This is a genomic window from Microbacterium sp. Leaf436 (assembly GCF_001424715.1).
Lineage (GTDB): Bacteria > Actinomycetota > Actinomycetes > Actinomycetales > Microbacteriaceae > Microbacterium.
In genome coordinates this window covers 256,054-278,257 of the sequence record NZ_LMRB01000004.1, presented here as the reverse complement: position 1 = coordinate 278,257, position 22,204 = coordinate 256,054, and the positions used below count along the sequence as shown (strand labels likewise).

The following is a 22,204-nucleotide window of genomic DNA, read 5'->3' as shown; positions in this document are numbered from 1 at the left end:
ATTAGTTGCCTCCTGTGATGACGCGCCGCTTGTTAGCGACCGGCTGGTTATCCCGCCCGGTAAGCCGGATGATGGTGAGCTTTCCCTTCTCGAAGAGGCCGAAACCTTCGGCGGCGTCGATGTCCCGCAGGATCTTCTCTACCTGGCTGCTCGTGGTGAAGTAGAACACTCGACGGACTACATTGGGCTGCTTCAGCTCGTAGGCGAATGTGGCGAGGATGCGGGTGTATTCGGCGCGATCCTTGATCGACCGCTCGACCTCCACGAGCACGCTGTTGGCCCACCCGATCTTGTCCCCCTGGCTTTGTCTCGCAGCGTCAAGGTTGACCACAAGGTCGGGCTGGTGGACGGGCTTGGCCCTGACTCCGTCGCCCTGCTTGACTCCGAGAGTGAGCAGCGATGGATACGCATCGATCAGCTCGGAGGCTGGGAGCGTCCCGGCCCTGACCTCATCGAGAGCCTTGGTGAGCGTGGTGTCACGCCACTCCCCGAAGCTGTGGGTCTTACCCTCTGTCTTGCGCTGCTTCATCTCCTCGCGCACCGGCTCGTACGCGGCTCGCATCCGGTTCTCACTGACCAGCTTCTCGAGGGGCACTGGTTCGATGCCCGCCTTGCGGAAGTAGCCAGCGGGTGATGCGAACTTGGCAGCGACCAATGCGATTGCCCGGTAGTGAGGTAGCCGGGAGACAGCGATGCCGTTGAGGCTGCGACCGTGCTCCATGTCAAGGCCATACTCCCGGGCGGCGGCGAAGCCGGCAGCGGTGAGGCCATAGGAGTATGTGCCGCTCACGGGGTGCCGGTAGCGGTCAACGACTGCGAGCGTTCGAAGCTTGTCGAGCCTGTTCTGAGTGGTGGAGATCGATGTCAGCCCGCCACCGATCTGGGTGTTGCCGAAGCTGGTGGTCTTGGCTGTGTTGAGCAGCGAGCAAGCCTCCACATCAGCGCCCACGAAATGACCGAGGAAGTAGACAATGGGAATGTCTCGCTCGGTCACTCGTGCTCTCGGGCTACCCTTCCGGGGGTTGCTTCTGCCCTTTCCGAAACCCGGCTCACCGAAGACGGGAGCTGTGTCTGCGGATGACTGAGCCGAGCGGGTGGGAACCTCGTCGAACTCTTCATCTTCGAGGAAGTTGGGAACTGTATCCATGATCTGGACTCCTTTGATCTGCGCGCCCAGCTGCGTGCTGAACTCCGATGCTCAACACCAGTGCTGAGCCGCAGCGCCATATCAAAGCGGTGAGAATTTGAGCCGCAGGAAGTCGGTCGAGGCATGATCTTGCGCTCGGGTGCGTGCTGGGGTGCGATTCTCAGGAGCCGTGACCTCAGCCCCGCACTTCATTCGTGTTGAGCCGCGATCTTCGTCTTATCCCGATGTTTACTCTCTTCACTAGAGAGAAACACTCCTCCTTCTACCAAGTGGATTAGTGCGCGCAGCGTTAGACCCCAGGCTTCCAACAGTTCCAACAGGTTGTCGCCACCTCTAGCCAGCCTCAGTCTCGGCACTCCTCCTCCTCAGCCCCAGCAGCAGAACTCAGCCCCAGCAGATCAGCAGTAGTCAGCAGCCAGCCTCAGCCAGCGGCTTCGGCTCAGTCAGCAGCATCGGCAGCAGCGGTGGTGGCGTCGCACCACAGCAGAGGGACCATCAGCAGCAGTGGTGTCGCATCACGGCATCGGTAGGGTTGAGCCCATGAGCACCGAAGACGGAGTCAGGACCATCGATCGACAGCAGCTCCTCGCTGAGCGCCGAGCGTCGGGGTGGCTTCCGGCACTCGCGATCAGTCAGGCAGTTCAGCAGCCCGAGCAGCAGGTCATCGAATCGCTCTCCGTCTACGGGAACCCGCTGGAGAAAGATGGCGGAGCTTTCTTCCGCTGGAACTGGGTCTACGAGTGGGCTCAGACTCAGTTCAAAATCGAGGGCCACGAGGACTACATCCGCGAGACGGCTGAGGGAATCCTTCCGCAGGCCGGCGGCGACTGGGATCGAGCAGTGAACGCGGCCACCCAGCACACCGCGAAGCAGTGGGCGAGCGAGGTAGTCGAGGCCGTTCTCGACATCAACGGCTGATCCAACGCCCCGTGGTGTGACGCAACCCTGACTGGTCGTAAGTGCGTGGGATCGCAGTCTCAGCGCGCAGCCTGGAGCATCGATCCCCTCGACGCTGTGGCCTGCATCTCAGCCCTTAGCCTGCGACCTCGGGCTGTTTCTCGTCGGCGCGCACGACGATACATGGACACCTGCCTCGAAGCGAGGGTGCTGATCAACGCTCCGCGGCTTCGACCTTCTCGGCTGGCTCGTCGTCGATCACTACGAGGTCGACGACATCCTCGTCCTCCGCAGCACGGTGTCCCGGCTTCGTGAGGTCAAGGCTCGCCAGGTGCTTCTGCAGCCGCTTCGACATGGGGAGGAAAGTGCCGAGAGTGAGACCACCCGAGAGCACCGCACCGAGCACCGGAATCGCCTTCGCGAGTCCGCCAGCGAAGAGCTTCTTGGTCATGTTGACCCCGAGATAACCCGCGACCTTCTTGACCACCGGATAGAGCACGCCCTTGGTGAGAGCCTGCTGAGGCAGCTTCTTCGCGACATTGGCGGCGATCATGGCGGCCACCTTCGTCACACCGCTCTGCGCGATCTGCACGCCGAACATGACGCCCACGAAGAGAATGAGCATGCTCTCTGTGGCTTCGTCCAGCTCGTCGCCGTCCTCTGCGAAGAGGTCCGGCCAGCCGTAGATATAGGCAAGCTTCTGGGAGATCCGCAGCATGTGGCCCATGTACTGAGCGAGGTCAGCGGGCACCGTGCCGATCATGGCGAAACCGCCGGGAATCCCTGCGAGCGCGGAGAGGCCGGTGACCTTGCTCGTCTCGTAGCTGATCGAAGTGTTGGCGATCTCGTTGAGGAGCTTCAGCGGAATGCCGGCCGCTGCTGGGCTCTCCGCGACTGCCCGTTTGATCTGCTCTTCGGTGCAGTGGCGCTTGAGTGCAGTGCGTAGGTAGGACGCCCGGTTGATCCTCACCCCGGGCAGCTTCGCCGCTGCATCCAGCACCTGTGAGAACTTCGAGCCAGGGTTCTCGATCTGTTGGGGTTCGGTCATGGGCTCATGCTACTGGGAGCGTCCGACAGGCCGGATGCCCGTGGCTCACACTCAGCCACGGGCATCGGCGGTTATCGAGTTTCCTCTGCCCGGAGCAGACTGAGCGCGGCCTGGTAAAGGCTCGAGTCCTTATCTGCCTCGGGGAAGGTGACAACCTCGACGAAGGTGAAGCCCTTATGGAATGAAGTCTCGAAGACTACGACTTCCTCATCAATCCCGATGTAGGCCGGGACGCTGATGTGATCGCCCCGGTACGGGTTCGAGGTGTAACCCTTCTCATAGTCATCGCGGCTGCGGAAGTGATGCGAGAGCCGGAAGACGGGATGGATCTCAGTGTTCTCATCATCATCGTCGAGCGGGACTACGACGGTGCTGTCCAACTCGTCGCGGTAGCGGACGCTGCTTCGCTTGGGAGTTCCAAACTCCGGCACCATCGCCTCGAAAGCAGTTCGGATCAGTTCGGTGCGGTCGCCTGATGTCATGTTCATCTCCTTGCTCGGGAAGTGAGCCCCACGAATAGCGTGCTCGGCCATTTGTGGGGTGTTGAGCTCCTATTCTACCAGCCGCTCAAATCCGCATTCCGGCTCGGGTGTGACACCGCAGCGCCTCGTCGCAAGTGCGCCGATATGGCCTTCAGTCAAAGGAGGCATCCCCATGAGTACCCTGCACCAATCGGCACGAACCGGGCGCTGGCAGCGCTGTGTCGCTGTCCGCTCCTGTCCCTACGGAGAGCACAGGGCCGTCCCCGATCTCGCCCGAGCTGGCGGCGCGGAGATCGAGCCCAGCGGCCACGGGCAGAACCAGACTGTCTCGCCTCTGCTCGCCGGTGTCTACAGCGTCGGCACGGGCAAGCGAACTCAGTTCTACCGGGAGGATGGGTCGAAGCTCTCGCCCCAGGAAGCGCGACAGCGGAAGAGCCGAATCAGGCGGCTACTCCGGGCAGCGGGTGGAGCATCGAAGCGGGCGGCGAAGCGACAACTCAAGCGCACCATGACGCGAGCGAAGCTCCGGGCAAAGTGGGCGGTGCAGGATAGCTCCTCCGCGATGCTCATAGGGATTGCTCGGGCCCTGGAGGCTACGGCTGAGGGCTTCGCTGAGGAAGTGGAAGCCCTGGCGGCAGAGTTCGGGGATGAGTGGAAGCTACAGCTCGCGGCCTTCGAGGAGATCATGAATCCTCCTGGGGCGGACTGTTGAGCACCGTCCACTCGTCAGAGCCTGTGATCTGAGACGCTTTCAGCCCGTGATCACACAACCTGCCCGCCTGAGCACCATCGACGCTTAGGCGGGCAGCGCTGTGTGGCGAGCGCGAAAAGAGCGGAAAGCGCGAAAGCTGGCTCACCTCTGTGACAGCGGCTCCCTAGTATTACCCTTCAAGAGACTTATGTCGCAGTTGTCGCAAACCCGATAGTTTCGGGCCTCTAGGCTGATGTTGCGACACTTTTCTGCTTTCATGTTTCGCAAAGTCAGCCCAGAGTGCCGCTTTTACGCCCTCCGGCCCTCTCCACTTGTGTGGCAGAATCCCACTTGTGTCGGAAGTCTGTCGGGCTGCGGATCTTCACTGTTTTGATATAACAGTTCTGCACCTTGCGGGTGGGGCTTTCGGAGTGGTACCCAAAAGCTTACGGCTCGGGTGTGAGATTGAGTTGGGCTCCTCCAATGGCCCGAGTGACCTCTCTCACATCCGGGCCGTTCTTCATTTTCGGCCGTTGCCTTCGATTCTCGTCGTTTTGATATAGCTCTCATCCCGTTACCAGCGGGTGACATTCAAATCATTGGAGGCACGAGCTATGGATGTTGCTCTGTGGATGAAAGACGAGATGGAGAAGCTGCGGCAGGAAGAAGCCGCCGCGTCCGCCGCCCCGGCTGCGGGGAACCCTGGGAGCATCGAGAAGGCCAGGGAGCCCGAGGAGGGCTCCAGTTCCGCTCCGTTCTCTGTTCCCTCGAAGAATCCGAAGGATCCAGAGGCTCGTCGCTGGATGCTGACGCTCCCCGAGAGTGAGTATGACCAGGCAGAGATTGAGAAGCGGCTCGGCAAGTACAAGGCTGTCGTGGGCCAGCTCGAAGCGGCTCCGACGACGGGCTATCTGCACTGGCAGCTCTATCTTGAGACGAAATCGGCACTCCGATTCTCTACCCTGCGGAAGCTCTTCCCCAAAGGTCACTACAAGCCCGCCCGTGACACGCGTATCCAGTGCGTTCGCTACTGCACTCGCGAGGACAAGCGGGCTGCATCGGGCGCTGTCATCAACTTGGGGCAGCTCGATCTCACACTGAAGCAGGGCAAGCGCACGGATCTTGATTCCTACAGCGAGCAGATCATGCTGGAGGGAAAATCCGCCGACGAGGTTATCCACGATGATCCCCGCGCCGTGATCTATGCCAGCCACCTGTGGCAGCTTGAGCTGATCCGTGATCGGGAAACCTGGGGCAAGAAGTTCCGGGAGCTCGAGGTTCACTACATCCACGGTGGCACTCGGACCGGTAAGACTTCGGCGCTCTTCGAGACCTACGGCTATGAGGCGATCTACCGTGTTCCCAACTGGAAGAATCCTTTCGACGGCTACCGGGGCCAGGACATCCTTCTGCTGGACGAGTACAACACGAGCGTTCCGATGGTGGACCTGCTGAAGCTCCTCGAGGGTTATCCGCTCGAAGTCTCCGCGCGGTACTCCGACAAGATTGCGAAGTTCACGACGGTCTTCATCGTCTCCAACCTGGAGCTGTCCGAGCAGCATCAGACGATCCAGCATGAGCACCCGAAGCAATGGGCAGCTCTCGGGGCTCGGTTGACCTCCGTCTCTGAGCTGGTCATCGAGGGCGAGGGCGATGATGCTCGCGGCAAGCTCCGAGTTCACAAGGGCACGCCTCCTCAGCTCGACCATTACCTGACGGGCAAGCCTGTGGAGATCGTGCTTCCGGCTCAGGCGCCGGCTTTAGCCCGTGGATCTGTTGTCAGCGAGGCGGAAGCTGCTGATGATCCCGACGATTTCGAGGATGACGACTTCTTCTTCGATGAGGACTAAGACCTACCACTACCCCCAACCCCGGGCACTGCGCCCCGGAAAGGAAACCATGAAAAATGAGAGAGATCCTGGACCGGACGGTCCCCGAAACGAGCGAGTACCTGGACGGCAAGGCCAGGGGTAAGTCCCTCCGCCAGTTCCTGAGCAAGAAGCGGCTCGCGAAGAACCTGCTTCGCGATCCCCGGTTCAAGGAGCACCACGAGCAACTGTTCTATGACCTAGAGATGCTGTGGAACCTGCGGCGGCTCTATGAGGGTGCCGGGCTCCGAGCACCGAGAAGGGGGCGGTGACCGTGGTCCGCTACACACCTGATCAGATGGCGGGCTTCCAAGCCGCGTTCGAGCGCTACGCCGAGGAGCTGATCATCAGGCATAACATCCCCGATCCCGACGGCTCGAAGTTCAGGAAGCTCATCCGCTACTACTACGAAGATCTCGATGAGTGGACGCTGGTACTCGGCTACCGGTGACGCGACACAACGGCGAGGGGCCGCGATCCGTACTGGATCGCGGCCCCTCCCTGTGTCCCGAGGTTCATCTTCACCGTTTTGATATAGCTCCCGAGCCGATGGACGGCTGACCCTAGGAAGGAGCAAGACAATGCTAGAAACCTCGAAGTTCGTTCTCCCAACACTCCAGGGAGGCGCGACGGAGCTAACCCGAGAGCAGTACCGAGCCCTGATCGAGCATGGTGGACTCTCTCCGCGGCAGCGCTCCTCGATCACTACCGCTGCTCAGATTCTCAATCAGTTGAGCGCAAGCGGGCCGCTGAGCTTCGCGAAGATCCTTGAGGCAATCTCTGGCTCGGCTGACACCAAGCCTTCGACCGCCGAGTGGAGTGCTCTCGATGCCCTCCTTGAGGCAGGGCTCATTCGCAAGCTCGGTGGTGGCTGGACTACGCGCTACAGCCTTCCGGCTCCCCGATGAGTGTGCGACACCACGGCTTGCCATGTTCGCCCAGCCTCGCTCAGAGCCCGCCGCGATCATGAAGGCTCGGAAGGTCTTGCCCTGGTGGCTCAGGTGCTTTGTCCCCGGCTACCGCCTTCGCTTCGAGCTGACTGCGCTGCCGGATCAGTACCGGGTGACCTACGCCATATGGAACAAGTACCGGGGAGCTGTGGACAGAAGTCTTGTGCCCCGGCTCACGCTCACGCCGGATGAGTTCTTCGAGTGGCAAGCCTGGCTCGATGGAGGCAGTTGCTGACTGGGTGTGTGACACCACGGCTGAGAGCCGCGATCTGTTCTTTCGGATCGCGGCCCTTTTGCGTGTGCTTCCTACGCTTCGAGGCACAGTCTTTATGTGGCTTCCATCGGAGTGGCGGCTCGGATGTCGGTCTGTATCGATACGCTCGACTGGTGTGAGGGCAGATGACTTTTACGACCGTAGTTCTGCAACTGACGCGTGGGATTTTGTTGGGGCACCAGAGCTCAACGAGGCGCTCCTTCGACAGGTGGCGACCGGCCCCCTCGGCGAGACGCCGGACATCGAGCTTGCGGCGGCGTTGGCGCACTTCGTTCACAGCGAGTTCGAGCTATACGGAACTTCAGGTTCGTCACTGACGCGGGACAACTCGGCTCTCATGGCCACGGCTCTGACGCGGGTGCTTCAGCGACTCGGCATTGCAGATTTCTCCTTGCCATTCCGAGACTTCGACGGCTTCCGCAGCTACTGGCTCAGAAACGACGGCCACGGTAGCTGGCAGGCCAGGCGCGACATCCTCAACGACCTCTTCAACCCGCTCCATGAGCAGCTCGAACGCCGGGAAGCAGCCACCCTCGAGTGGACTCTCGCATCAGGGATATCTCCTCATCCGGTCGTAGGTTGGCCTCGGGTCGACGAGGAGATCTCTGAGATGCGGCGGCACTTCAACATGGCGTCGACGCAGCAGGACTATTCCAACATTGGCAACGACTGCATCGCTGTGCTGGAGGCGCTGTCGGCAGTCGTCTACGACCATGCCAGACATGGGAGCGCAGGAACAGAGGAGCCCCCTGTGGCGAGCACCAAGGCCCGGTTTGACCGCTACATCGAGGTGGAGCTGGTGGGGCCGGAGAATGCACACCTGCGGAAGGTTGCTCGGGCTTCAGTTGAACTGGCACAAGCCGTCAAGCATCGGCGCGAAACGGCAACTCGAACCGAGGCCGGGATAGCGGCAGACGCTGTCATTCTTCTCGCCAACATGCTGCGACGCCTTCAGGGCTGATGAGTCTTGAGCTAGGAAGCCGCTAGAGCCTGCGAGTGACGCAACGGCTGAGGGCCGCGATCGGTTCGGATCGCGGCTCTCGTCGAACCCGAAAACTATGTAGCCGGCTCGATCTGAACTAAGGCACAAGCGCTAGAGGGGAATCGCGCACGGAGTGTGTGTCTGGACCCGAGAACTCCGGTCTAACCGAGGGCCAAACGCGCTCAGCGTCTTCGATGGCTGCCTCCACCTCTGAGGTCGCCTCCCCTGAGTCCTCCAAGACCGAAGTGAGCACCTTGACACCGACCTCGCGCCCAAGAGAAGCGAGATTGCCGTGCTGGTCAGAGCGGGGATCGTCTGGGTGACGGAAAACCATGATGTCCTCGAAGACACGCTGACCATAGCGGCTTGTGAAGCTCCGCTCGTGCTTGGAGACCAGCTTCAAGCCACTACCTCTGGTCGCCACCTCAAAGACAATGAGCGGGTTGGGCATGGCCACCCCCCTTACGCGCGATTCCCGCCCAACGACCCACACAGCAGTTGCACCAGGCTTCAGCAGCCTGGCGGACTCACGCGCCGCTTCGGCGATGTCTTGCGCGTATTGAATCACTGTCAAGAAGCGGTTCTGGCGGTGCTTTCGGTTGGAACCGAACTCAGCTCGCGCTGACGACAGCACACCCCAGCCCAGTGCTTCGACAGCATTCCTGTAGTTCTGGTGGTAGTTGAAGACATTGATGTAGGGCGGGGAAGTGAGCAATCCGGACATGGATTGGTCAGCCGCCTCGATCCTTCGGGCGTCCCCGAGAGCGACAGAGACGCTCACATCACTGTCTGGAAGGCTGGCGATCAGCTCGCTAACCTGTCTTACAGCCTTCCGAAGCCGTCCTGGCTTGACCGAGGAATCATTTCCCGCGGCGAGGAGGAAGGTGGCGTTCCGAAGGTGCTGCTCTTCGAACGAACTCGCGTGACGAGCCCAATCGGCAACGCGATCGAACGCCGCCTCAGCCTCTTCGAGAGCGACGGTCTCGCGCTTCAGCGCGAACATCAACCTTTGGCGCTCGAGCCGATCCATACCGATCAGCTCATAGACCCGCGAAAGCAGATAGGCCGCGGGATTGATCTCGCTGCCAAGGCTTGACCGGCCCAGCCTCGATGCTTCGATCAAGGTCGTGCCGCTCCCGCAGAAGGGATCTAGCACTGCACCTGCCGGAAGGAACTCGCTGATCAGGTACTCGGCGAGTTCAGGGCTGAACTGACCACGCCACGGCAGAGAACTCACTCGGCGTGACCCGGCGATGTCGAGGCGACGCTGCGAGATCTCCTTCCTATCGAAAGCGTGCAGATGGTAGTCAGACCATGCGAAGGAGGCAGGCACTAGAAAAAGCCCCGCTCGACCGCGTTCGAGAGATCGGCTACCTGATTCTGGAGGATCTGCCTGACTCGTTCGACGAATCTCTGGACAACCTTGAGCCTGACAGGGCTCGCGTCGAGTTGCGCTTCGTAAGCTGCTCGATTGGACTGACGAAATGCCGGGTTGCTGTAACTCTTCCGCACCTGTGAACCGGTTCGCTTACCACGCAGCACGAGAACCTCGGTTATGTCGGTGCCGGCTGAACTGATCGGTGTCATGTCGAGGAACTCGCAGATCAGAAAGTAGTGGCTACCGGGGACAGCGATCGTCAAATCGTGGCTCGTGGCGGATGCTTCCTGGAACATCGTCTTGTCCAGGTTCGTCTTGAGCTCAGCAGCGATGTAGGCGATGAAGGTGTCTTTGATGTCCGTACTGTCTGGCGTGAAGGTCTCAGTGAAAGAAGCTCGGAGGTAGGCCGGACGCCCAATCGCGAAGTCTTGGTCCTTACTTCGGATGGCGAGACCAGGGCGGCCAGACTCATCGAAAAGCACCGACTGGAAGTGGGTCGCGGCATACGCCTTGGCCGGGCCCACGGAAAGCGCGGTGTCCTGCAGCTCCGGCATGATGTCGGGGTCGATCAGCCAGGGGAACCACTCCTCGAGGATTGAGTTGTCGAGCTTGAGCTGACCCTTCTGCCTGTACAGGAACTCACCAGCACTGTCCCAGATGAGATCCAGCTCCACTGAGCGCTTGTACTCGTTCAGCAGTCTGACGAGATCCTCAACCTTTGACTCGCCTGTGCTTGAGAGCTGGATCATCGCGTTGATCCAGCTCTCGTACACCGCGATCTGCCGCTCTACTCGCGGGCGGTCCTCGGAGGGAAGCTTTGCGTTCGTCAGGAGCTCCCGGAGCTTATCGCCATGGGGAGTCTTGTGGACTCGCGGCTGCCGCTCGGCCTCCCCGATGCTGACAGTTTCCTCGGAGGCTTCCGGGCTCATGCTCATGGATCGATGATCCCACAGACCGCAGACCCTATCTCTGAGCGTCGACGGCATCAGGGGCGGGGCGGGCTCTCGTCCTCGCGTCAACTAACGAGCGTTAGTTGTGAACCGTTAGTTGATATGTCCGTCCGGTGCCACTTAACGGTCGCCATTTAGTACCGCCGAAGGAGCGAAGAAATGAGAGACAAAGTAGAACGAGATCCCATCGACTGGGGCTATGTCCGAGGCTCGACAGAGAAGCAGAAGAGCACGCTGATCAGCCAGCGAGATGCCATGCTCGCGGCCGGTGTGAAGCCAGAGCACATCCTTGTGGATGACGCGACCACGGGCAAGACGAACATGACTAAGCACGGCACCGCCTGGGAGGAACTGCAAGGCAAGCTCCAGAAGGGAGATCGGCTCGTAGTCCACTCCCACACTCGGCTCGGTCGCAAGAACCACGAGATCATCTACGCGGTTGGCAATCTCATCGAGCGGGGAATCAGCGTCTGGGATCTTAAGGCCAACAAGGTCTATGACGATCTCGACAACTTCGAGCAGATCCTCAACCTGAATATGAACAGCGCCTTCGGCGACAAGGAGCGGGTGGAGATCTCCAGTCGAACCAAGACCGGACTCAAGACTCGGACTAAGGCCGGGTTCAAGCTCGGGCAGAAGAAGAAGCTCTCCCGGAGCCACATCGCATACATCCATACCCTCCGCGAGGAGGGCCACGGACTGCAGTACATCGCTGGCGCTGTGAAGGTCTACAGCAAGAAGCACGGCAAGGAGATGCCCATCAGCCCGACCACCGTTGCGAAGGTGCTCAGCGGCGAGTACGGCATGACGGTCGAAGAGTGGCAAGCCACCAACGACCGCGCTCGCGAAGAGATGTACAAGACAGCCGACGCCGTGCGCCGGGTCAACCAGCTCAAGAGAGAGGAGCACACCGATGACTGAGACAACGACACCAGAGATCACACGAGAGGAACTGGAGCAGCTGCTGGAAGCAGTCTTGCTCGCGAATCTCCGGGAAGAGCTTGATCTGGCGGCTCTGTATGAGTTTGCCTTCGGAGATGAGTTTGGAGGGCTTAAGGCGATCCGGGATGAGCTGATCATCCAGGAGCTGTCGGCGCGGATCACCATAGAGAGGGCAAGCGTCACAGGACTCGCGAGACAGCTCGGCGTGGACAAGGCCACGATCTACAGGTGGCTACGGGGAACGGGTGTCCGGTATCAATACCGCACACCTGTCTTCAGAGGCACACGGCCCACGACCCTTGCATCGCAGGAGGAAGCGTGGCTGCGCCAGAGGGGTGGCGAGACCTACGCCGAGATCGCTCGCGCTATGGAGGTGAGTATTCCCACCGTTGCCCGCTGGATCGGTGCTGAGCGTAAGTCCAGGGAGGCCGCTGATGCGTGACACCACTCCAGGCAAGTGCCCAAGCCGGGAGATCCCTCGCTACAGCGGGACTCTCCCCGAGGCTCAGCCTCAAAACCATTGTCCAACCTACGATCCCAGCCAGCGACCGGTGCGGCACATCGTGCTTCCGGCTCGCTGGTGGGTCTGGCTCTCCATCGGCATCGGCCTCGCGGTCGTCGCTAGTGCGCTCTTCTGAGGGGCTGATGGCAATGGCAGGCAACCCGAAAGCACAGCCCAAGAAGGTCGGCGGATGGTTCTACCGGAAGCTGCCCTGGTACGGGAAGATCCTGGTTCCCGTTGCGGTGCTCGTGGCGATCCTCTACGCGGTCGAGTGGGTAGCGGGGCTCTTCGTCTGATTGATACGAGCACTCAGGCGGATCATCTGATCTGCTGTTGAAGGTTCGATCCAACGGCGAAGGCTGGGGGCATATGCCCCCGGCCTTCGCCGTGCCCCCAGCGCGCCTGGACTGCGATCTCAGCCTGTCCTAGCCAATCCTCGACAGTGTGTGCGTGTCGACGAGGAGACGCGCTCAGATCGCGTATCCCTCGACCGGGCCCTCCGTGTTCGGCTTCCAGCCGAGCGAGGGCGCTACATACTTCGCGAACGACTCGATAATGCGTATACAAAAAGCAACCCCCAACTGCGACGGGATCGTCAGCATGAGGGTGTCGGCGCTCATGACGGCGGCGTCGTTCTGCAGCTGCTCGATGAGCTTCTCGGGAGGCGCGGCGTAGGTCTTGCCGAAGGTCGAGCGCATGCCGTCGATGACGCCGATCTGATCGGAGCCCGCCGAGCCGCCGAAGTACATCTCGTCTTCGGCGGTGACGATCGGGAAGATGCTGCGGCTGACCGAGGTGCGGGGCTCACCGGCGTGGCCGGCCTCGCGCCAGGCGGCGCGGAACGCGTCGAGCTGCTGAGCCTGCAGGATGTCGAAGGGCGTGCCGTCGGCCTCGGTGAGCAGGGTCGACGACATCAGGTTCACCCCGATGCGCCCGGCCCACTCGGCCGTCGCCGTCGTGCCGGCACCCCACCAGATGCGCTTGCGCAGCCCGGGGGAGTGCGGCTCGATCCGCTGCAGGCCCGTGCCGCCACCGAAGGGGCTGTGCGGGTCGCGCTCGGCGAGACCCTCGCCGTCGATCGCGCGCAGGAACAGGTCGAAGTGCTCGCGGGCGATGTCGCCGCCACGGGGGTCGTCCGACCCCGTGTAGCCGAAGGCCTCGTAGCCGCGCACGACCGTCTCGGGTGAGCCGCGGCTCACACCCAGCGCGAGCCGGTTCGCGCTGATCAGGTCGACGGATGCCGCCTCCTCGGCGAGCATGAGCGGGTTCTCGTAGCGCATGTCGATGACGCCGGTACCCACCTCGATCCGTGAGGTGCGGGCGGCGATCGCGGCGAGCAGGGGCATGGGGGCCGCCTGCTGACGGGCGAAATGGTGCACGCGGAACGAGATGCCGTTGACGCCGAGGTCGTCCATGCCCTGGGCGAGGTCGATCGCCTGGAGCATCGAGTCGCCCGCCGACAGGTGCTGCCCGCCGCCGAGGGGGCCGTAATGGCCGAAGGAGAGGGTGCCGAAAGAACGCATGCGTGAGAGAACGCACCGGCGCCTGATCTATTCCCTCGCATGTATCAAGGGGTGGCCTCGGTGCGCTGAGGGTGTGGAAGCATTCAGGCATGGACGACGAGGTGCAGGACGAGCTGCGACGTCTGCGGGCGCGGGCGTACGGTCCGGAGGCCGACATCGCCGACGATCCCGTGGCCGTCGCGCGTCTGCGCGAACTCGAGGAGCTCGACCGGACGCGACAGCACACGGCGCTCCCGTCCGACGCCTTCGTCGACGGCGGCGCCGAGGCGGAACGGACGGGCGTCGCGGCATCCGCAGGGCTCGACGACCTCGACTCTGCCGACATCGACCAGACACCTCGGCCCCCGCTCCTTCGTACGCGGCGGCGGGTGTGGGTGGCCGCCGTCGGCGTCGCGGCCGTCGTGGTGGCGGCCAGCGCGCTCACCGCCGTCGGCATGTCGTTCACGACCGTCGAGCGCACGCCGGGCATCGCGCAGACCGACGCGCTGACGCCCGCCCCCGACCTCGATCCCGCGGCGGTCGGCTACCTCGGGTTCGATCCCGAGCAGTCGCGGGGCTTCGAGGACTACTACGGGCTGACGGCGTTCGCGGGGCCGACGCAGATCGACTCCGAGGGCAATCGGGCCGACTGTCTGCTCATCTCCGACACCGCCGATGTGGCAGACTCCGGCGGCGCTCTCCGCTCGAACGCGGGCGTGCGATTCGGGGGCTGTGCGGCGGGGCTCTTCCCGGCGACGGCGGAGTTCATCGTGAACTCCACGTTCCCCGAGCAGTTCCGCGCCCGTTATCCGGTGGGCACGGCGGTGCAGTTCGTGCTCGACGGCGACGACGTCGGAGTCTTCTCCGACGCGGGCTGACGCCCCACGGATGAGAGGGTGGGGGAGTGACCCCCCTCCTCGAACTCGTGCCCGTCGGTGCCGACCCGGATGCCGTCTACCTGGGCTTCGTCGACTGGGCGGTCGCGCGCGGCCTGACGCTGTACCCCGCGCAAGACGAAGCGGTCATGGAGATCGTGTCGGGGGCGAACGTGATCCTGTCGACCCCGACCGGCACGGGCAAATCCCTGGTCGCGGTCGCCGCCCACGCGGCATCCCTCGCCCGGGGCGGCCGCACCTATTACACGGCGCCGATCAAGGCGCTCGTGAGCGAGAAGTTCTTCGCGCTGGTCGACATCTTCGGGGCCGAGAACGTCGGCATGGTCACGGGCGACTCGTCGGTCAATGCCGATGCGCCGATCATCTGCTGCACGGCCGAGATCCTCGCGAACCTGGCGCTGCGCCAGGGCGCCGACGCAAACGTCGACCAGGTCGTGATGGACGAGTTCCACTACTACGGCGAGGCCGATCGCGGCTGGGCCTGGCAGGTGCCGCTGCTGCTGCTTCCGCGTGCGCAGTTCATCCTCATGTCGGCGACCCTCGGCGACGTCACCGAGATCGCCGAAGACCTCTCACGACGTACCGGCCGGCCCACCGCCCGGGTGACCGGCGTCGAGCGTCCGGTGCCGCTGCACTTCGAGTACGCGCGCACACCCGTGCACGAGACGGTGCAGGAGCTGCTCGACACGAAGCGGGCGCCCATCTACATCGTGCACTTCTCGCAGGCGGCCGCGATGGAGCGGGCGCAGGCGCTGTCGTCGATCCGCATCATCGGGCGCGAGCAGCGCGACGAGATCGCCGAGGCGATCGGCGGGTTCCGCTTCACGACCGGCTTCGGCAAGACCCTGTCGCGCTACGTCCGCGCCGGCATCGGCGTGCACCACGCCGGCATGCTGCCGCGCTATCGCCGCCTGGTCGAGACGCTCGCGCAGCGGGGGCTGCTGCGCGTCATCTGCGGCACCGACACCCTCGGCGTCGGCATCAACGTGCCGATCCGCACCGTCATGATGACGGCGCTCACCAAGTACGACGGTCAGCGCATGCGCCAGCTGACCGCGCGGGAGTTCCACCAGATCTCGGGCCGCGCGGGCCGCGCCGGGTACGACACCGCGGGCACGGTCGTGATCATGGCGCCCGACCACGAGATCGAGAACGCCGCGCAGATCCTCAAGGCCGGCGACGACCTGAAGAAGCAGAAGAAGATCGTGCGCAAGAAGGCGCCGCAGGGCTTCGTGAACTGGACCGAGCAGAGCTACGACCGCCTGGTGGTCGCCGAGCCCGAGCCGCTTCAGCCGCAGATGAAGCTGAGCGCCGCGATGCTCATCAACGTCATCGCGCGCGGCGGCGACGTGTTCGCCAACGTGCGCTCGCTGGTGTTCGACAACCACGAGCCCCGCGCCCGCCAGTACGAGCTCGCCCGCCGGGCCCTGGCGATCTTCCGCACGCTGGTGCAAGCGGGTGTGGCCGAGGTCATCCCGCGCGAGTCGCCGGATTTCGTCGCTTCAGACGGCTCCGAAGCGACGATTCTCGGCGACTCGCGCATCCGGCTCACGGTCGAGCTGCAGGCGAACTTCGCGCTCAACCAGCCTCTGTCGCCCTTCGCGCTCGCCGCGATCGAGATGCTCGACCCCGAGGTCGAGCTCGGACGGGGACCGGATGCCACGGCTGCCAGCGACAGCGTGGGCACCGGCCACTACGCGCTCGACGTCGTCAGCGTCATCGAGGCGACCCTCGACGACCCGCGTCCGATCCTGTCGCAGCAGCAGTTCCGCGCGCGCGGCGAAGCGGTGGCCGCGATGAAGCGCGAGGGCATCGAGTACGACGAGCGCATGGAGCTGCTCGAGGAGATCACCTGGCCCAAGCCGCTCGACGAGCTGCTCGCGCAGGCGTACGAGGTGTTCGCGTCGAGCCAGCCCTGGATCCGTGACTTCGAGCTGTCGCCGAAGTCGGTCGTGCGCGACATGTTCGAGCGGGCGTGCTCGTTCGGCGAGTACGTCTCGCTGTACCAGCTGGCCCGCAGCGAGGGGCTGGTGCTGCGCTACCTCAGCGACGCCTATCGAGCGATCCGTCAGACCGTGCCGGTCGACGCGCAGACGCCGGACCTGCTCGATCTGATCGCCTGGCTCGGCGAGCTCGTACGTCAGGTCGACTCGAGCCTGGTCGACGAGTGGGAGCAGCTCATCAACCCCGCCGACGACCCCGATGCGCCGGTCGTGCCGCCGGCGCCGCCGTCGATCCTCACCAACCGGCGGGCGTTCGTCGTGCTGGTGCGCAACGAGATGTTCCGTCGCGTGCAGCTCGCCGCGCTCCAACGCGACGACGAGCTCGTCGAACTCGACCCCGACATCGACTGGCCCACCGTGCTCGACCGCTACTTCGACGAGCACGACACGATCGGCACCGGGGGAGCGGCGCGCTCCTCGGCGCTCGTCGAGATCGACGAGTCGGCGGCCGCCGACGGCGTGTGGCGCGTCGAGCAGACGATCGACGACCCCGCGGGCGACCACGACTGGCGCATCCGTGCCGAGGTCGACCTCGCGGCCTCGGAGGAAGAGGGCACGGCGATCGTGCGGGTCACCGAGGTTCTCAGGCTGTAGCGGCGGTGCGTCGGCGCGCCATCATCCGGCGCAGGACGAGGCCGACGACCGCGACGGCGATCGTCACCCCGATCGCGCGCAGGCCCAGTTCGGGTTGGGTGAGGGCCGAGACGAAGACGTTCACGCCGTAGTCGGCCATTTCGGGGAGGTCGGAGGCGAGCACCCGGGTGCCGGCGGCGGAGGCGAGAGCCGTCGCGAGGGGTGGGACCACCCAGACGAGCGCGAGCCCGACCACCCCGGCCACCACCCGCCCCACCGTGTCGACGCCCGTCCACGCGATCGCCGCCCCCACGAGCACCGGGCCGAGGAAGAAGGTCAGGGGCAGGACGGCCGAGAAGGGCGCCTCGGCGCCGAAGGGCAACGTCATCCACGCGCCGACCCACATGCCCGTCGCCAGCGCGCCGATCGAGAGGGCGACCCCCGCACCCGCGCGGGGAGCCGTCGACACCGATGACGCCACGAACAGCGAGACCACGAACGCGAGTACGGCCACCGCGGTGAGCAGCACCAGGTACACGATCGATTCGAAGCGCTCCTGGAGCACATTCCACGTCGCGAGCGCGGTCTGGACGATCGCGACGAGCTGGACGAGCGCGAGTCCACCGACCGTCGCGAGCCCGCGCAGAATCCCCGGACGCGAGCGTTGCGCGCGGGCGATGATGCCGGCAGCGGCTCCGCCGACCACCAGCAGCACGATGATCGTCGTGATCTCGTACTGGCTGTACGGGAGCAGCACGAACGGCCCCAGCCGCGACACGTCGTCGGTGTCCTCCAGGTTCTGCAGCGGCAGGAACGGTCCGCTCGTCAGCCAGGGGAGCAGCCCCACGACCGCGCCGAGCGCCCCGAAGAGCAGGAACCACGCGACCCTCCGTCGCGGGGGAACGTCGAGCATCGGATCGGTCGTCATCAGGGTCCCCGTCCCCCGGCGATCCGCCGGACGCTCCGACGCTATCGGAGAGGGGGCGGGGACCTCTGTCGGGCGCGTCATCGAGTCGTTGCAGCTCCCACGGCTTCTCCCCCGGCCAGGGGCGGGTGAACTTCTCCACCGATCACCAATCGAGGCTGCCGACGGTCGCGCGCACGCGGGTACCCTGTCGACACGCACACCCCGGAAGGACCACCGTGAACCTCGACGCGGCTCAAGCCCTCATCGCCCTCGGGGCCTTCTTCCTGACCTTCGCCGCCGCGATCCTCAGCGGGATGAAGTGGATGCTGGACCGCGTCGAGCGGCGCACCGAACAGAATTTCGCTCAGGTGGACCAGCGCTTGGGCCGCATCGAATCGCGCATGGAGCGCGCCGAGACACGGATGGAGAGGGCTGACGCCCGCTTCGACGAACGCATGGTGCAGATCGACGCGCGAGAACGCCGGATCGACGCGCGTCTGCTCACGATCGACGGCAACATCGCCGAGATCAAGGCCTCCGTGTCGCGTCTCGAGGGGCCGCACTCGCCGTTCCTGATCGCCCGCGGCTGAACGCCCGCACGCGAAAACGCCGGATGCCGAGGCCCCGACGAGGCCTCGGCATCCGGTGTGTACGTCGTCGTTCAGCTCCGGGCGACGCGGTTCTCCGCGCTGACCATCCACGACAGCTGCTCGAGGCGCTCGAGGATCGAGTGCAGGATGTCGGCGCTCGTGGGGTCTTCGTCGTCGACGTCGTCGTGCACCTCGCGGACGGTGCCGACGGTGGCGTCGAGGCGCTCCGTGATCAGGTCGACGACCTCCGAGGTGTCGACCTCGCCCTGGGGGAACTCGGGGAGGGTCGTGGTCTCGGCGATGGTGTCGCTGCGGCCGTCGGGAAGAGCGTGCAGGGCACGCATGCGCTCGGCGACGGTGTCGCTGAACTCGCGTGCCGCGTCGATGATCTCGTCGAGCTGCAGGTGGGTGTCGCGGAAGTTCTTGCCGACGACGTTCCAGTGAGCCTGCTTGCCCTGGATAGACAGCTCGATCAGGTCGATGAGCACGCGCTGGAGGTTGTCGGTGAGCTTCTCCGAGGCCTGGAAGCCGCTCTCGGCGTTCTGCTCTTCGGTGGTTTCGGGGCCGTTGCCGCCGCGGGCGGGGCGACGGCGGTTCTTGGTGGTCTCCTGGGTGGCGGACATGCGCCTTCCTTTCACTCGCGGTCGGTAGCGACGTTAGGCGCTTCGTCGGCGGGCGCGGCGGGGGTTGCGAGCCTTCGCACAGCGGGGTAGCCGCCGACGCGTGGGTCGGCGCCGTAGCCGCTCCCCTCGGAATGGACAACCCCGGCCTCGCCTCACCGCGCCGTTCTTAGCGTGGAGACGTGCCCCACACACCCCCTGCTCCGTCTCGCCCCCTCCGCGACTACGCCGCGATCGGTGACGGTCGGACGGTCGCTCTGATCGGTCTCGACGGATCGGTGGACTGGCTGCCGCTTCCGAACATCCACTCGCGCCCCGTGTTCGCGCGACTCGTCGACGAATCGGCCGGCGGGTGCATCGAACTCGCTCCGATGGAGGAGTACGAGGTCACCCGGCGTTACCTGCCGCACACGAACGTGCTCGAGACGACCTTCACGACCGCGTCGGGGGTGGCCACCGTGACCGACGCCATGGTCACGGGCATCGCCGGACGCCTCCCGTGGGCCGAGCTCGCGCGGCGCGTCGACGGGGTGAAGGGTGAGGTCGAGTTCGCCTGGTGCGTACAGCCCGGGACCATGTTGCGCTCCGCCGCCCCGTGGACCGAACGCATCGACGGCTTCTCGATCATGCGCATCGGGCACGTCTCGCTCGCCGTGGTCGGCCATGAGCACGGTCTGCACGGCGATCCGGATGCCGGCAACGAGAGCATCGACGGCGCGTTCACGACGTCGAAGGGCTCGCGCCATCTGCTCGTGATCGCCGCGACCGAGGGGGAGCCGCTGCGCATTCCCGACGCGAAGAACGTCGACCGCGGCATCGACCGCACCGTCGACGGGTGGACGATGTGGTCCGACGAGTTCTCGTACGAGGGCCCCTGGGCCGAAGACGTCCAGCGCAGCGCCCTCGCGCTGAAGCTGCTGTTGTTCAGCCCCACCGGGGCGATCGCGGCGGCGGCGACGACGTCGCTCCCCGAGAACCCCCGCGGGGGCAAGAACTGGGACTACCGCTACGCCTGGGTGCGCGATCTCGCCTACACGGCGCACGCGTGGGTGGGTTTCGGCCTGCGCGAGGAGACGCACGCGGCCATCTCGTGGCTGCTGCGTACGATCCGCAAGAACGGTCCCGAGGTGCAGGTGATGTACACGCTCGACGGCGAGGCCGAGATCGGGCTCGAGAAGCACGACGTGCCGGGCTGGAACGGCAACCAACCGGTCGTGACCGGGAACCCCGCGCAGGGGCAGCTGCAGCTCGGCGTCTACGGCGACCTGATCGCCCTGTGCCGCACCTACGTCGAGGCGGGGAACCGTCTCGACATCCAGACCGGACGCCTGCTCGCCGACGTCGCCGACCGCACGTGCGACCTGTGGCGCCGCGAGGACTCGGGCATGTGGGAGCTCCCGGAGCTGCGTCACTACACCTCGTCGAAGATGGGCTGCTGGAAGGCCCTCGACGACGCCCAGTGGCTCGCGGCCGGCGGACACATCCCCGACAACGCCGATCGGTGGCGCGCGGAGCGCGACCGCATCCATCGCTGGGTCGAAGAGCACTGCTGGTCGGACGAGCTCGAGGCCTACACGCTCGCCCCCGGAAGCTCCGACCTCGACGCGTCGGTGCTGCTGCACGCCCCCACCGGCTTCGACCGGGGCGAGCGCATGTCGAAGACCCTGGATGCCATCACCGAACGTCTCACGACGGAGAACCACCTCGTCTACCGGTACACCGGCATGGACCAGGAGGAGCAGACGTTCGTCGCCTGCGCCTTCTGGCGGGCCACGGCGCTCGCCTGCGTCGGCCGCCACGACGAGGCGGTCGAGGCGATGGACGCTCTCGTCGCCCAGGCGAACGACGTCGGCATCTACTCCGAGATGATCGCCGAATCGGACGGGGCGTTCTGGGGCAACCTCCCGCAGGCGCTCAGTCACCTGGCCCTCATCAACGCCGCGCTCGTCATCCGCGAACTCGTGGATGCCGCCGAGCTCTCCGGCCGCTGATCCTCTGCCGCGACGTCTCGTCTCGGCATCCATCCCCCATGAAAGGACTCGCCATGAGCACGCAGTACACGTTCACCGATCCCACCAAGCTCTACGCCGACATCGAGCCCCAGGCGCAGGACCAGCCCGAGCCCGGCCTCGACGCCGAGCTGACCCCGAAGGCCGCGCTCGGCGAGGACACCTACGTCGGCAGCGAGCGGCTGAAGGGCCGCAAGGCGCTGATCACCGGAGCCGACTCGGGGATCGGCGCGGCCACCGCGATCGCGTTCGCCCGCGAGGGCGCCTCGGTGGCGATGTCGTACCTGCCGGAGGAGAAGGTGGATGCCGACCGCATCGCCGGGATCCTTCGTGAGGCCGGCGCGACCGTCGTTCAGATCCCCGGCGACCTGCGCGAGCGCGAGTACGCCCGCACGCTGGTGAAGGAAGCGGTCGAGGGCCTCGGCGGCCTCGACATCGTCGTCAACAACGGCGGCAAGCAGATCTTCAACGAAGACCTGACGACGCTGGACGACGAGCAGTTCGACGACACGTTCAAGACCAACGTCTACGCGATGTTCTGGATCTGCAAGGAGGCCATCCCGCACCTGCCCGCGGGTTCGGCCATCATCAACACCACGTCGATCCAGGCGTACTCGCCCGCGCCGATCCTCGTCGACTACGCCTCGACCAAGTCGACCATCAACACCTTCACCAAGGCCCTCGGTCAGCAGCTCGCCCCCAAGGGCATCCGCGTGAACGCCGTGGCGCCCGGCCCGATCTGGACGCCGCTGCAGGTGACCGACGGTCAGCCGAACGAGAAGGTCGACGAGTTCGGCGAGGAGACCCCGCTCGGGCGCATGGGCCAGCCCGCCGAGCTCGCCCCCGCGTACGTGTACCTCGCCTCGGCGGAGTCGAGCTACGTCATCGGCGAGACGCTCAACGTCAACGGCGGTATGCCGACGCCGTAAGCGTGACGCGCAGAAGGGGCCGTCGTCCGGGACCGGGCGGCGGCCCCTTCGTCTGCGGTGCGCC

Annotated in this window: 22 protein-coding genes; 14 read left to right on the top strand and 8 right to left on the bottom strand. The window is 64.7% G+C overall.

Translation table 11 applies throughout. The annotated features are described in order from the left end of the window. Window position 1: 1 nt before the first annotated feature. Window positions 2-1,147 carry a hypothetical protein gene (locus ASG45_RS13595; RefSeq protein WP_156459456.1) on the bottom strand — a complete coding sequence of 382 codons (1,146 nt, stop codon included), beginning with the start codon at window positions 1,145-1,147 and terminating at the stop codon, window positions 2-4. A gap of 540 nt (window positions 1,148-1,687) precedes the next feature. Here ASG45_RS13595 and ASG45_RS13590 point away from each other — a divergent pair. After that, complete coding sequence (locus ASG45_RS13590) at window positions 1,688-2,065, top strand: hypothetical protein (protein WP_055838662.1); 378 nt, start codon at window positions 1,688-1,690, stop codon at window positions 2,063-2,065. Between the two features lie 193 nt (window positions 2,066-2,258). Here the strand turns inward: ASG45_RS13590 and ASG45_RS13585 are convergent, their stop codons facing one another. Continuing rightward, window positions 2,259-3,092 carry a hypothetical protein gene (locus tag ASG45_RS13585; protein WP_055838659.1) on the bottom strand — a complete coding sequence of 278 codons (834 nt, stop codon included), beginning with the start codon at window positions 3,090-3,092 and terminating at the stop codon, window positions 2,259-2,261. A 71-nt stretch (window positions 3,093-3,163) separates the two neighbouring features. Then, a complete protein-coding gene (locus ASG45_RS13580; RefSeq protein WP_235561627.1) occupies window positions 3,164-3,574 on the bottom strand; it encodes a hypothetical protein in 411 nt (136 codons plus the stop codon). A gap of 172 nt (window positions 3,575-3,746) precedes the next feature. Between ASG45_RS13580 and ASG45_RS16265 the strand changes: the two genes are divergently transcribed. The 5 genes from ASG45_RS16265 (at window position 3,747) to ASG45_RS13550 (ending at window position 8,318) form a co-directional block, all read left to right on the top strand. Continuing rightward, window positions 3,747-4,286 (top strand): hypothetical protein, encoded by a 540-nt coding sequence (locus ASG45_RS16265; protein WP_156459455.1) that lies wholly within the window; start codon window positions 3,747-3,749, stop codon window positions 4,284-4,286. Between the two features lie 593 nt (window positions 4,287-4,879). Further along, complete coding sequence (locus ASG45_RS13570; RefSeq protein ID WP_055838650.1) at window positions 4,880-6,115, top strand: hypothetical protein; 1,236 nt, start codon at window positions 4,880-4,882, stop codon at window positions 6,113-6,115. 56 nt (window positions 6,116-6,171) lie between these two features. Continuing rightward, window positions 6,172-6,405 (top strand): hypothetical protein, encoded by a 234-nt coding sequence (locus ASG45_RS13565; RefSeq protein ID WP_055838647.1) that lies wholly within the window; start codon window positions 6,172-6,174, stop codon window positions 6,403-6,405. Beyond that, the gene (locus tag ASG45_RS13560; protein WP_055838644.1) at window positions 6,402-6,584 is read left to right on the top strand and encodes a hypothetical protein; all 183 of its coding nucleotides are present in this window, start codon (window positions 6,402-6,404) and stop codon (window positions 6,582-6,584) included. The genes ASG45_RS13565 and ASG45_RS13560 overlap by 4 nt, the downstream gene beginning before the upstream one ends. 888 nt (window positions 6,585-7,472) lie before the next feature. Then, on the top strand, window positions 7,473-8,318 hold the full coding sequence (locus tag ASG45_RS13550; RefSeq protein ID WP_156459454.1) for a hypothetical protein: 846 nt from the start codon (window positions 7,473-7,475) through the stop codon (window positions 8,316-8,318). 118 nt (window positions 8,319-8,436) lie between these two features. On the opposite strand, the gene ASG45_RS13545 is transcribed toward ASG45_RS13550, so the two are convergent. Both ASG45_RS13545 and ASG45_RS13540 read right to left on the bottom strand, forming a co-directional pair. Beyond that, on the bottom strand, window positions 8,437-9,672 hold the full coding sequence (locus ASG45_RS13545; RefSeq protein ID WP_055838635.1) for a DNA methyltransferase: 1,236 nt from the start codon (window positions 9,670-9,672) through the stop codon (window positions 8,437-8,439). Then, window positions 9,672-10,652, bottom strand: coding sequence for a Bpu10I family restriction endonuclease (locus ASG45_RS13540; RefSeq protein ID WP_055838632.1), 981 nt, complete (start codon window positions 10,650-10,652; stop codon window positions 9,672-9,674). Before ASG45_RS13540 ends, ASG45_RS13545 begins: the two co-directional genes overlap by 1 nt. A gap of 174 nt (window positions 10,653-10,826) precedes the next feature. Between ASG45_RS13540 and ASG45_RS13535 the strand changes: the two genes are divergently transcribed. The 3 genes from ASG45_RS13535 to ASG45_RS16260 all read left to right on the top strand — a co-directional run bounded on the left by ASG45_RS13535 (window position 10,827) and on the right by ASG45_RS16260 (window position 12,407). Beyond that, the gene (locus ASG45_RS13535; RefSeq protein WP_055838629.1) at window positions 10,827-11,588 is read left to right on the top strand and encodes a recombinase family protein; all 762 of its coding nucleotides are present in this window, start codon (window positions 10,827-10,829) and stop codon (window positions 11,586-11,588) included. Further along, window positions 11,581-12,051 carry a hypothetical protein gene (locus tag ASG45_RS13530; protein ID WP_055838627.1) on the top strand — a complete coding sequence of 157 codons (471 nt, stop codon included), beginning with the start codon at window positions 11,581-11,583 and terminating at the stop codon, window positions 12,049-12,051. Before ASG45_RS13535 ends, ASG45_RS13530 begins: the two co-directional genes overlap by 8 nt. Before the next feature lie 203 nt (window positions 12,052-12,254). After that, the gene (locus ASG45_RS16260; RefSeq protein ID WP_235561626.1) at window positions 12,255-12,407 is read left to right on the top strand and encodes a hypothetical protein; all 153 of its coding nucleotides are present in this window, start codon (window positions 12,255-12,257) and stop codon (window positions 12,405-12,407) included. Window positions 12,408-12,581: 174 nt separating this feature from the next. Here the strand turns inward: ASG45_RS16260 and ASG45_RS13525 are convergent, their stop codons facing one another. After that, window positions 12,582-13,634, bottom strand: coding sequence for an LLM class flavin-dependent oxidoreductase (locus tag ASG45_RS13525; protein ID WP_055838624.1), 1,053 nt, complete (start codon window positions 13,632-13,634; stop codon window positions 12,582-12,584). A gap of 89 nt (window positions 13,635-13,723) precedes the next feature. On the opposite strand from ASG45_RS13525, the gene ASG45_RS13520 reads away from it, so the two are divergent. Together ASG45_RS13520 and ASG45_RS13515 are read left to right on the top strand one after the other, a co-directional pair. Next, entirely contained in the window at window positions 13,724-14,491 is a 768-nt protein-coding gene (locus ASG45_RS13520) for a hypothetical protein (RefSeq protein WP_055838621.1), read from the top strand. Window positions 14,492-14,517: 26 nt separating this feature from the next. Further along, window positions 14,518-17,106: a DEAD/DEAH box helicase gene (locus ASG45_RS13515; RefSeq protein WP_055838618.1), complete on the top strand. Its 2,589-nt coding sequence runs from the start codon at window positions 14,518-14,520 to the stop codon at window positions 17,104-17,106. Here the strand turns inward: ASG45_RS13515 and ASG45_RS13510 are convergent. Then, window positions 17,096-18,013 carry a hypothetical protein gene (locus tag ASG45_RS13510; RefSeq protein ID WP_055838615.1) on the bottom strand — a complete coding sequence of 306 codons (918 nt, stop codon included), beginning with the start codon at window positions 18,011-18,013 and terminating at the stop codon, window positions 17,096-17,098. The genes ASG45_RS13515 and ASG45_RS13510 overlap by 11 nt on opposite strands. A gap of 215 nt (window positions 18,014-18,228) precedes the next feature. Here ASG45_RS13510 and ASG45_RS13505 point away from each other — a divergent pair, with 215 nt between their 5' ends. Next, window positions 18,229-18,582, top strand: coding sequence for a hypothetical protein (locus tag ASG45_RS13505; protein ID WP_055838612.1), 354 nt, complete (start codon window positions 18,229-18,231; stop codon window positions 18,580-18,582). 71 nt (window positions 18,583-18,653) lie between these two features. Here the strand turns inward: ASG45_RS13505 and ASG45_RS13500 are convergent, their stop codons facing one another. After that, entirely contained in the window at window positions 18,654-19,205 is a 552-nt protein-coding gene (locus ASG45_RS13500) for a Dps family protein (protein ID WP_055838609.1), read from the bottom strand. Between the two features lie 179 nt (window positions 19,206-19,384). Here ASG45_RS13500 and ASG45_RS13495 point away from each other — a divergent pair, with 179 nt between their 5' ends. After that, window positions 19,385-21,193: a glycoside hydrolase family 15 protein gene (locus tag ASG45_RS13495; RefSeq protein ID WP_055838606.1), complete on the top strand. Its 1,809-nt coding sequence runs from the start codon at window positions 19,385-19,387 to the stop codon at window positions 21,191-21,193. Window positions 21,194-21,246: 53 nt separating this feature from the next. Continuing rightward, a complete protein-coding gene (locus tag ASG45_RS13490) occupies window positions 21,247-22,140 on the top strand; it encodes an SDR family oxidoreductase (protein WP_055838603.1) in 894 nt (297 codons plus the stop codon). The last annotated feature ends 64 nt before the right edge of the window (window positions 22,141-22,204 follow it).

Bases quoted from the DNA above. Each gene is read 5' to 3' on its own strand.
- ASG45_RS13595 (WP_156459456.1), bottom strand. From the start codon at position 1,147: ATGGATACAGTTCCCAACTTCCTCGAAGATGAAGAGTTCGACGAGGTT.
- ASG45_RS13590 (WP_055838662.1), top strand. From the start codon at position 1,688: ATGAGCACCGAAGACGGAGTCAGGACCATCGATCGACAGCAGCTCCTC.
- ASG45_RS13585 (WP_055838659.1), bottom strand. From the start codon at position 3,092: ATGACCGAACCCCAACAGATCGAGAACCCTGGCTCGAAGTTCTCACAG.
- ASG45_RS13580 (WP_235561627.1), bottom strand. From the start codon at position 3,574: ATGACATCAGGCGACCGCACCGAACTGATCCGAACTGCTTTCGAGGCG.
- ASG45_RS16265 (WP_156459455.1), top strand. From the start codon at position 3,747: ATGAGTACCCTGCACCAATCGGCACGAACCGGGCGCTGGCAGCGCTGT.
- ASG45_RS13570 (WP_055838650.1), top strand. From the start codon at position 4,880: ATGGATGTTGCTCTGTGGATGAAAGACGAGATGGAGAAGCTGCGGCAG.
- ASG45_RS13565 (WP_055838647.1), top strand. From the start codon at position 6,172: ATGAGAGAGATCCTGGACCGGACGGTCCCCGAAACGAGCGAGTACCTG.
- ASG45_RS13540 (WP_055838632.1), bottom strand. From the start codon at position 10,652: ATGAGCATGAGCCCGGAAGCCTCCGAGGAAACTGTCAGCATCGGGGAG.
- ASG45_RS13535 (WP_055838629.1), top strand. From the start codon at position 10,827: ATGAGAGACAAAGTAGAACGAGATCCCATCGACTGGGGCTATGTCCGA.
- ASG45_RS13530 (WP_055838627.1), top strand. From the start codon at position 11,581: ATGACTGAGACAACGACACCAGAGATCACACGAGAGGAACTGGAGCAG.
- ASG45_RS16260 (WP_235561626.1), top strand. From the start codon at position 12,255: ATGGCAATGGCAGGCAACCCGAAAGCACAGCCCAAGAAGGTCGGCGGA.
- ASG45_RS13525 (WP_055838624.1), bottom strand. From the start codon at position 13,634: ATGCGTTCTTTCGGCACCCTCTCCTTCGGCCATTACGGCCCCCTCGGC.
- ASG45_RS13520 (WP_055838621.1), top strand. From the start codon at position 13,724: ATGGACGACGAGGTGCAGGACGAGCTGCGACGTCTGCGGGCGCGGGCG.
- ASG45_RS13510 (WP_055838615.1), bottom strand. From the start codon at position 18,013: ATGACGACCGATCCGATGCTCGACGTTCCCCCGCGACGGAGGGTCGCG.
- ASG45_RS13500 (WP_055838609.1), bottom strand. From the start codon at position 19,205: ATGTCCGCCACCCAGGAGACCACCAAGAACCGCCGTCGCCCCGCCCGC.
- ASG45_RS13490 (WP_055838603.1), top strand. From the start codon at position 21,247: ATGAGCACGCAGTACACGTTCACCGATCCCACCAAGCTCTACGCCGAC.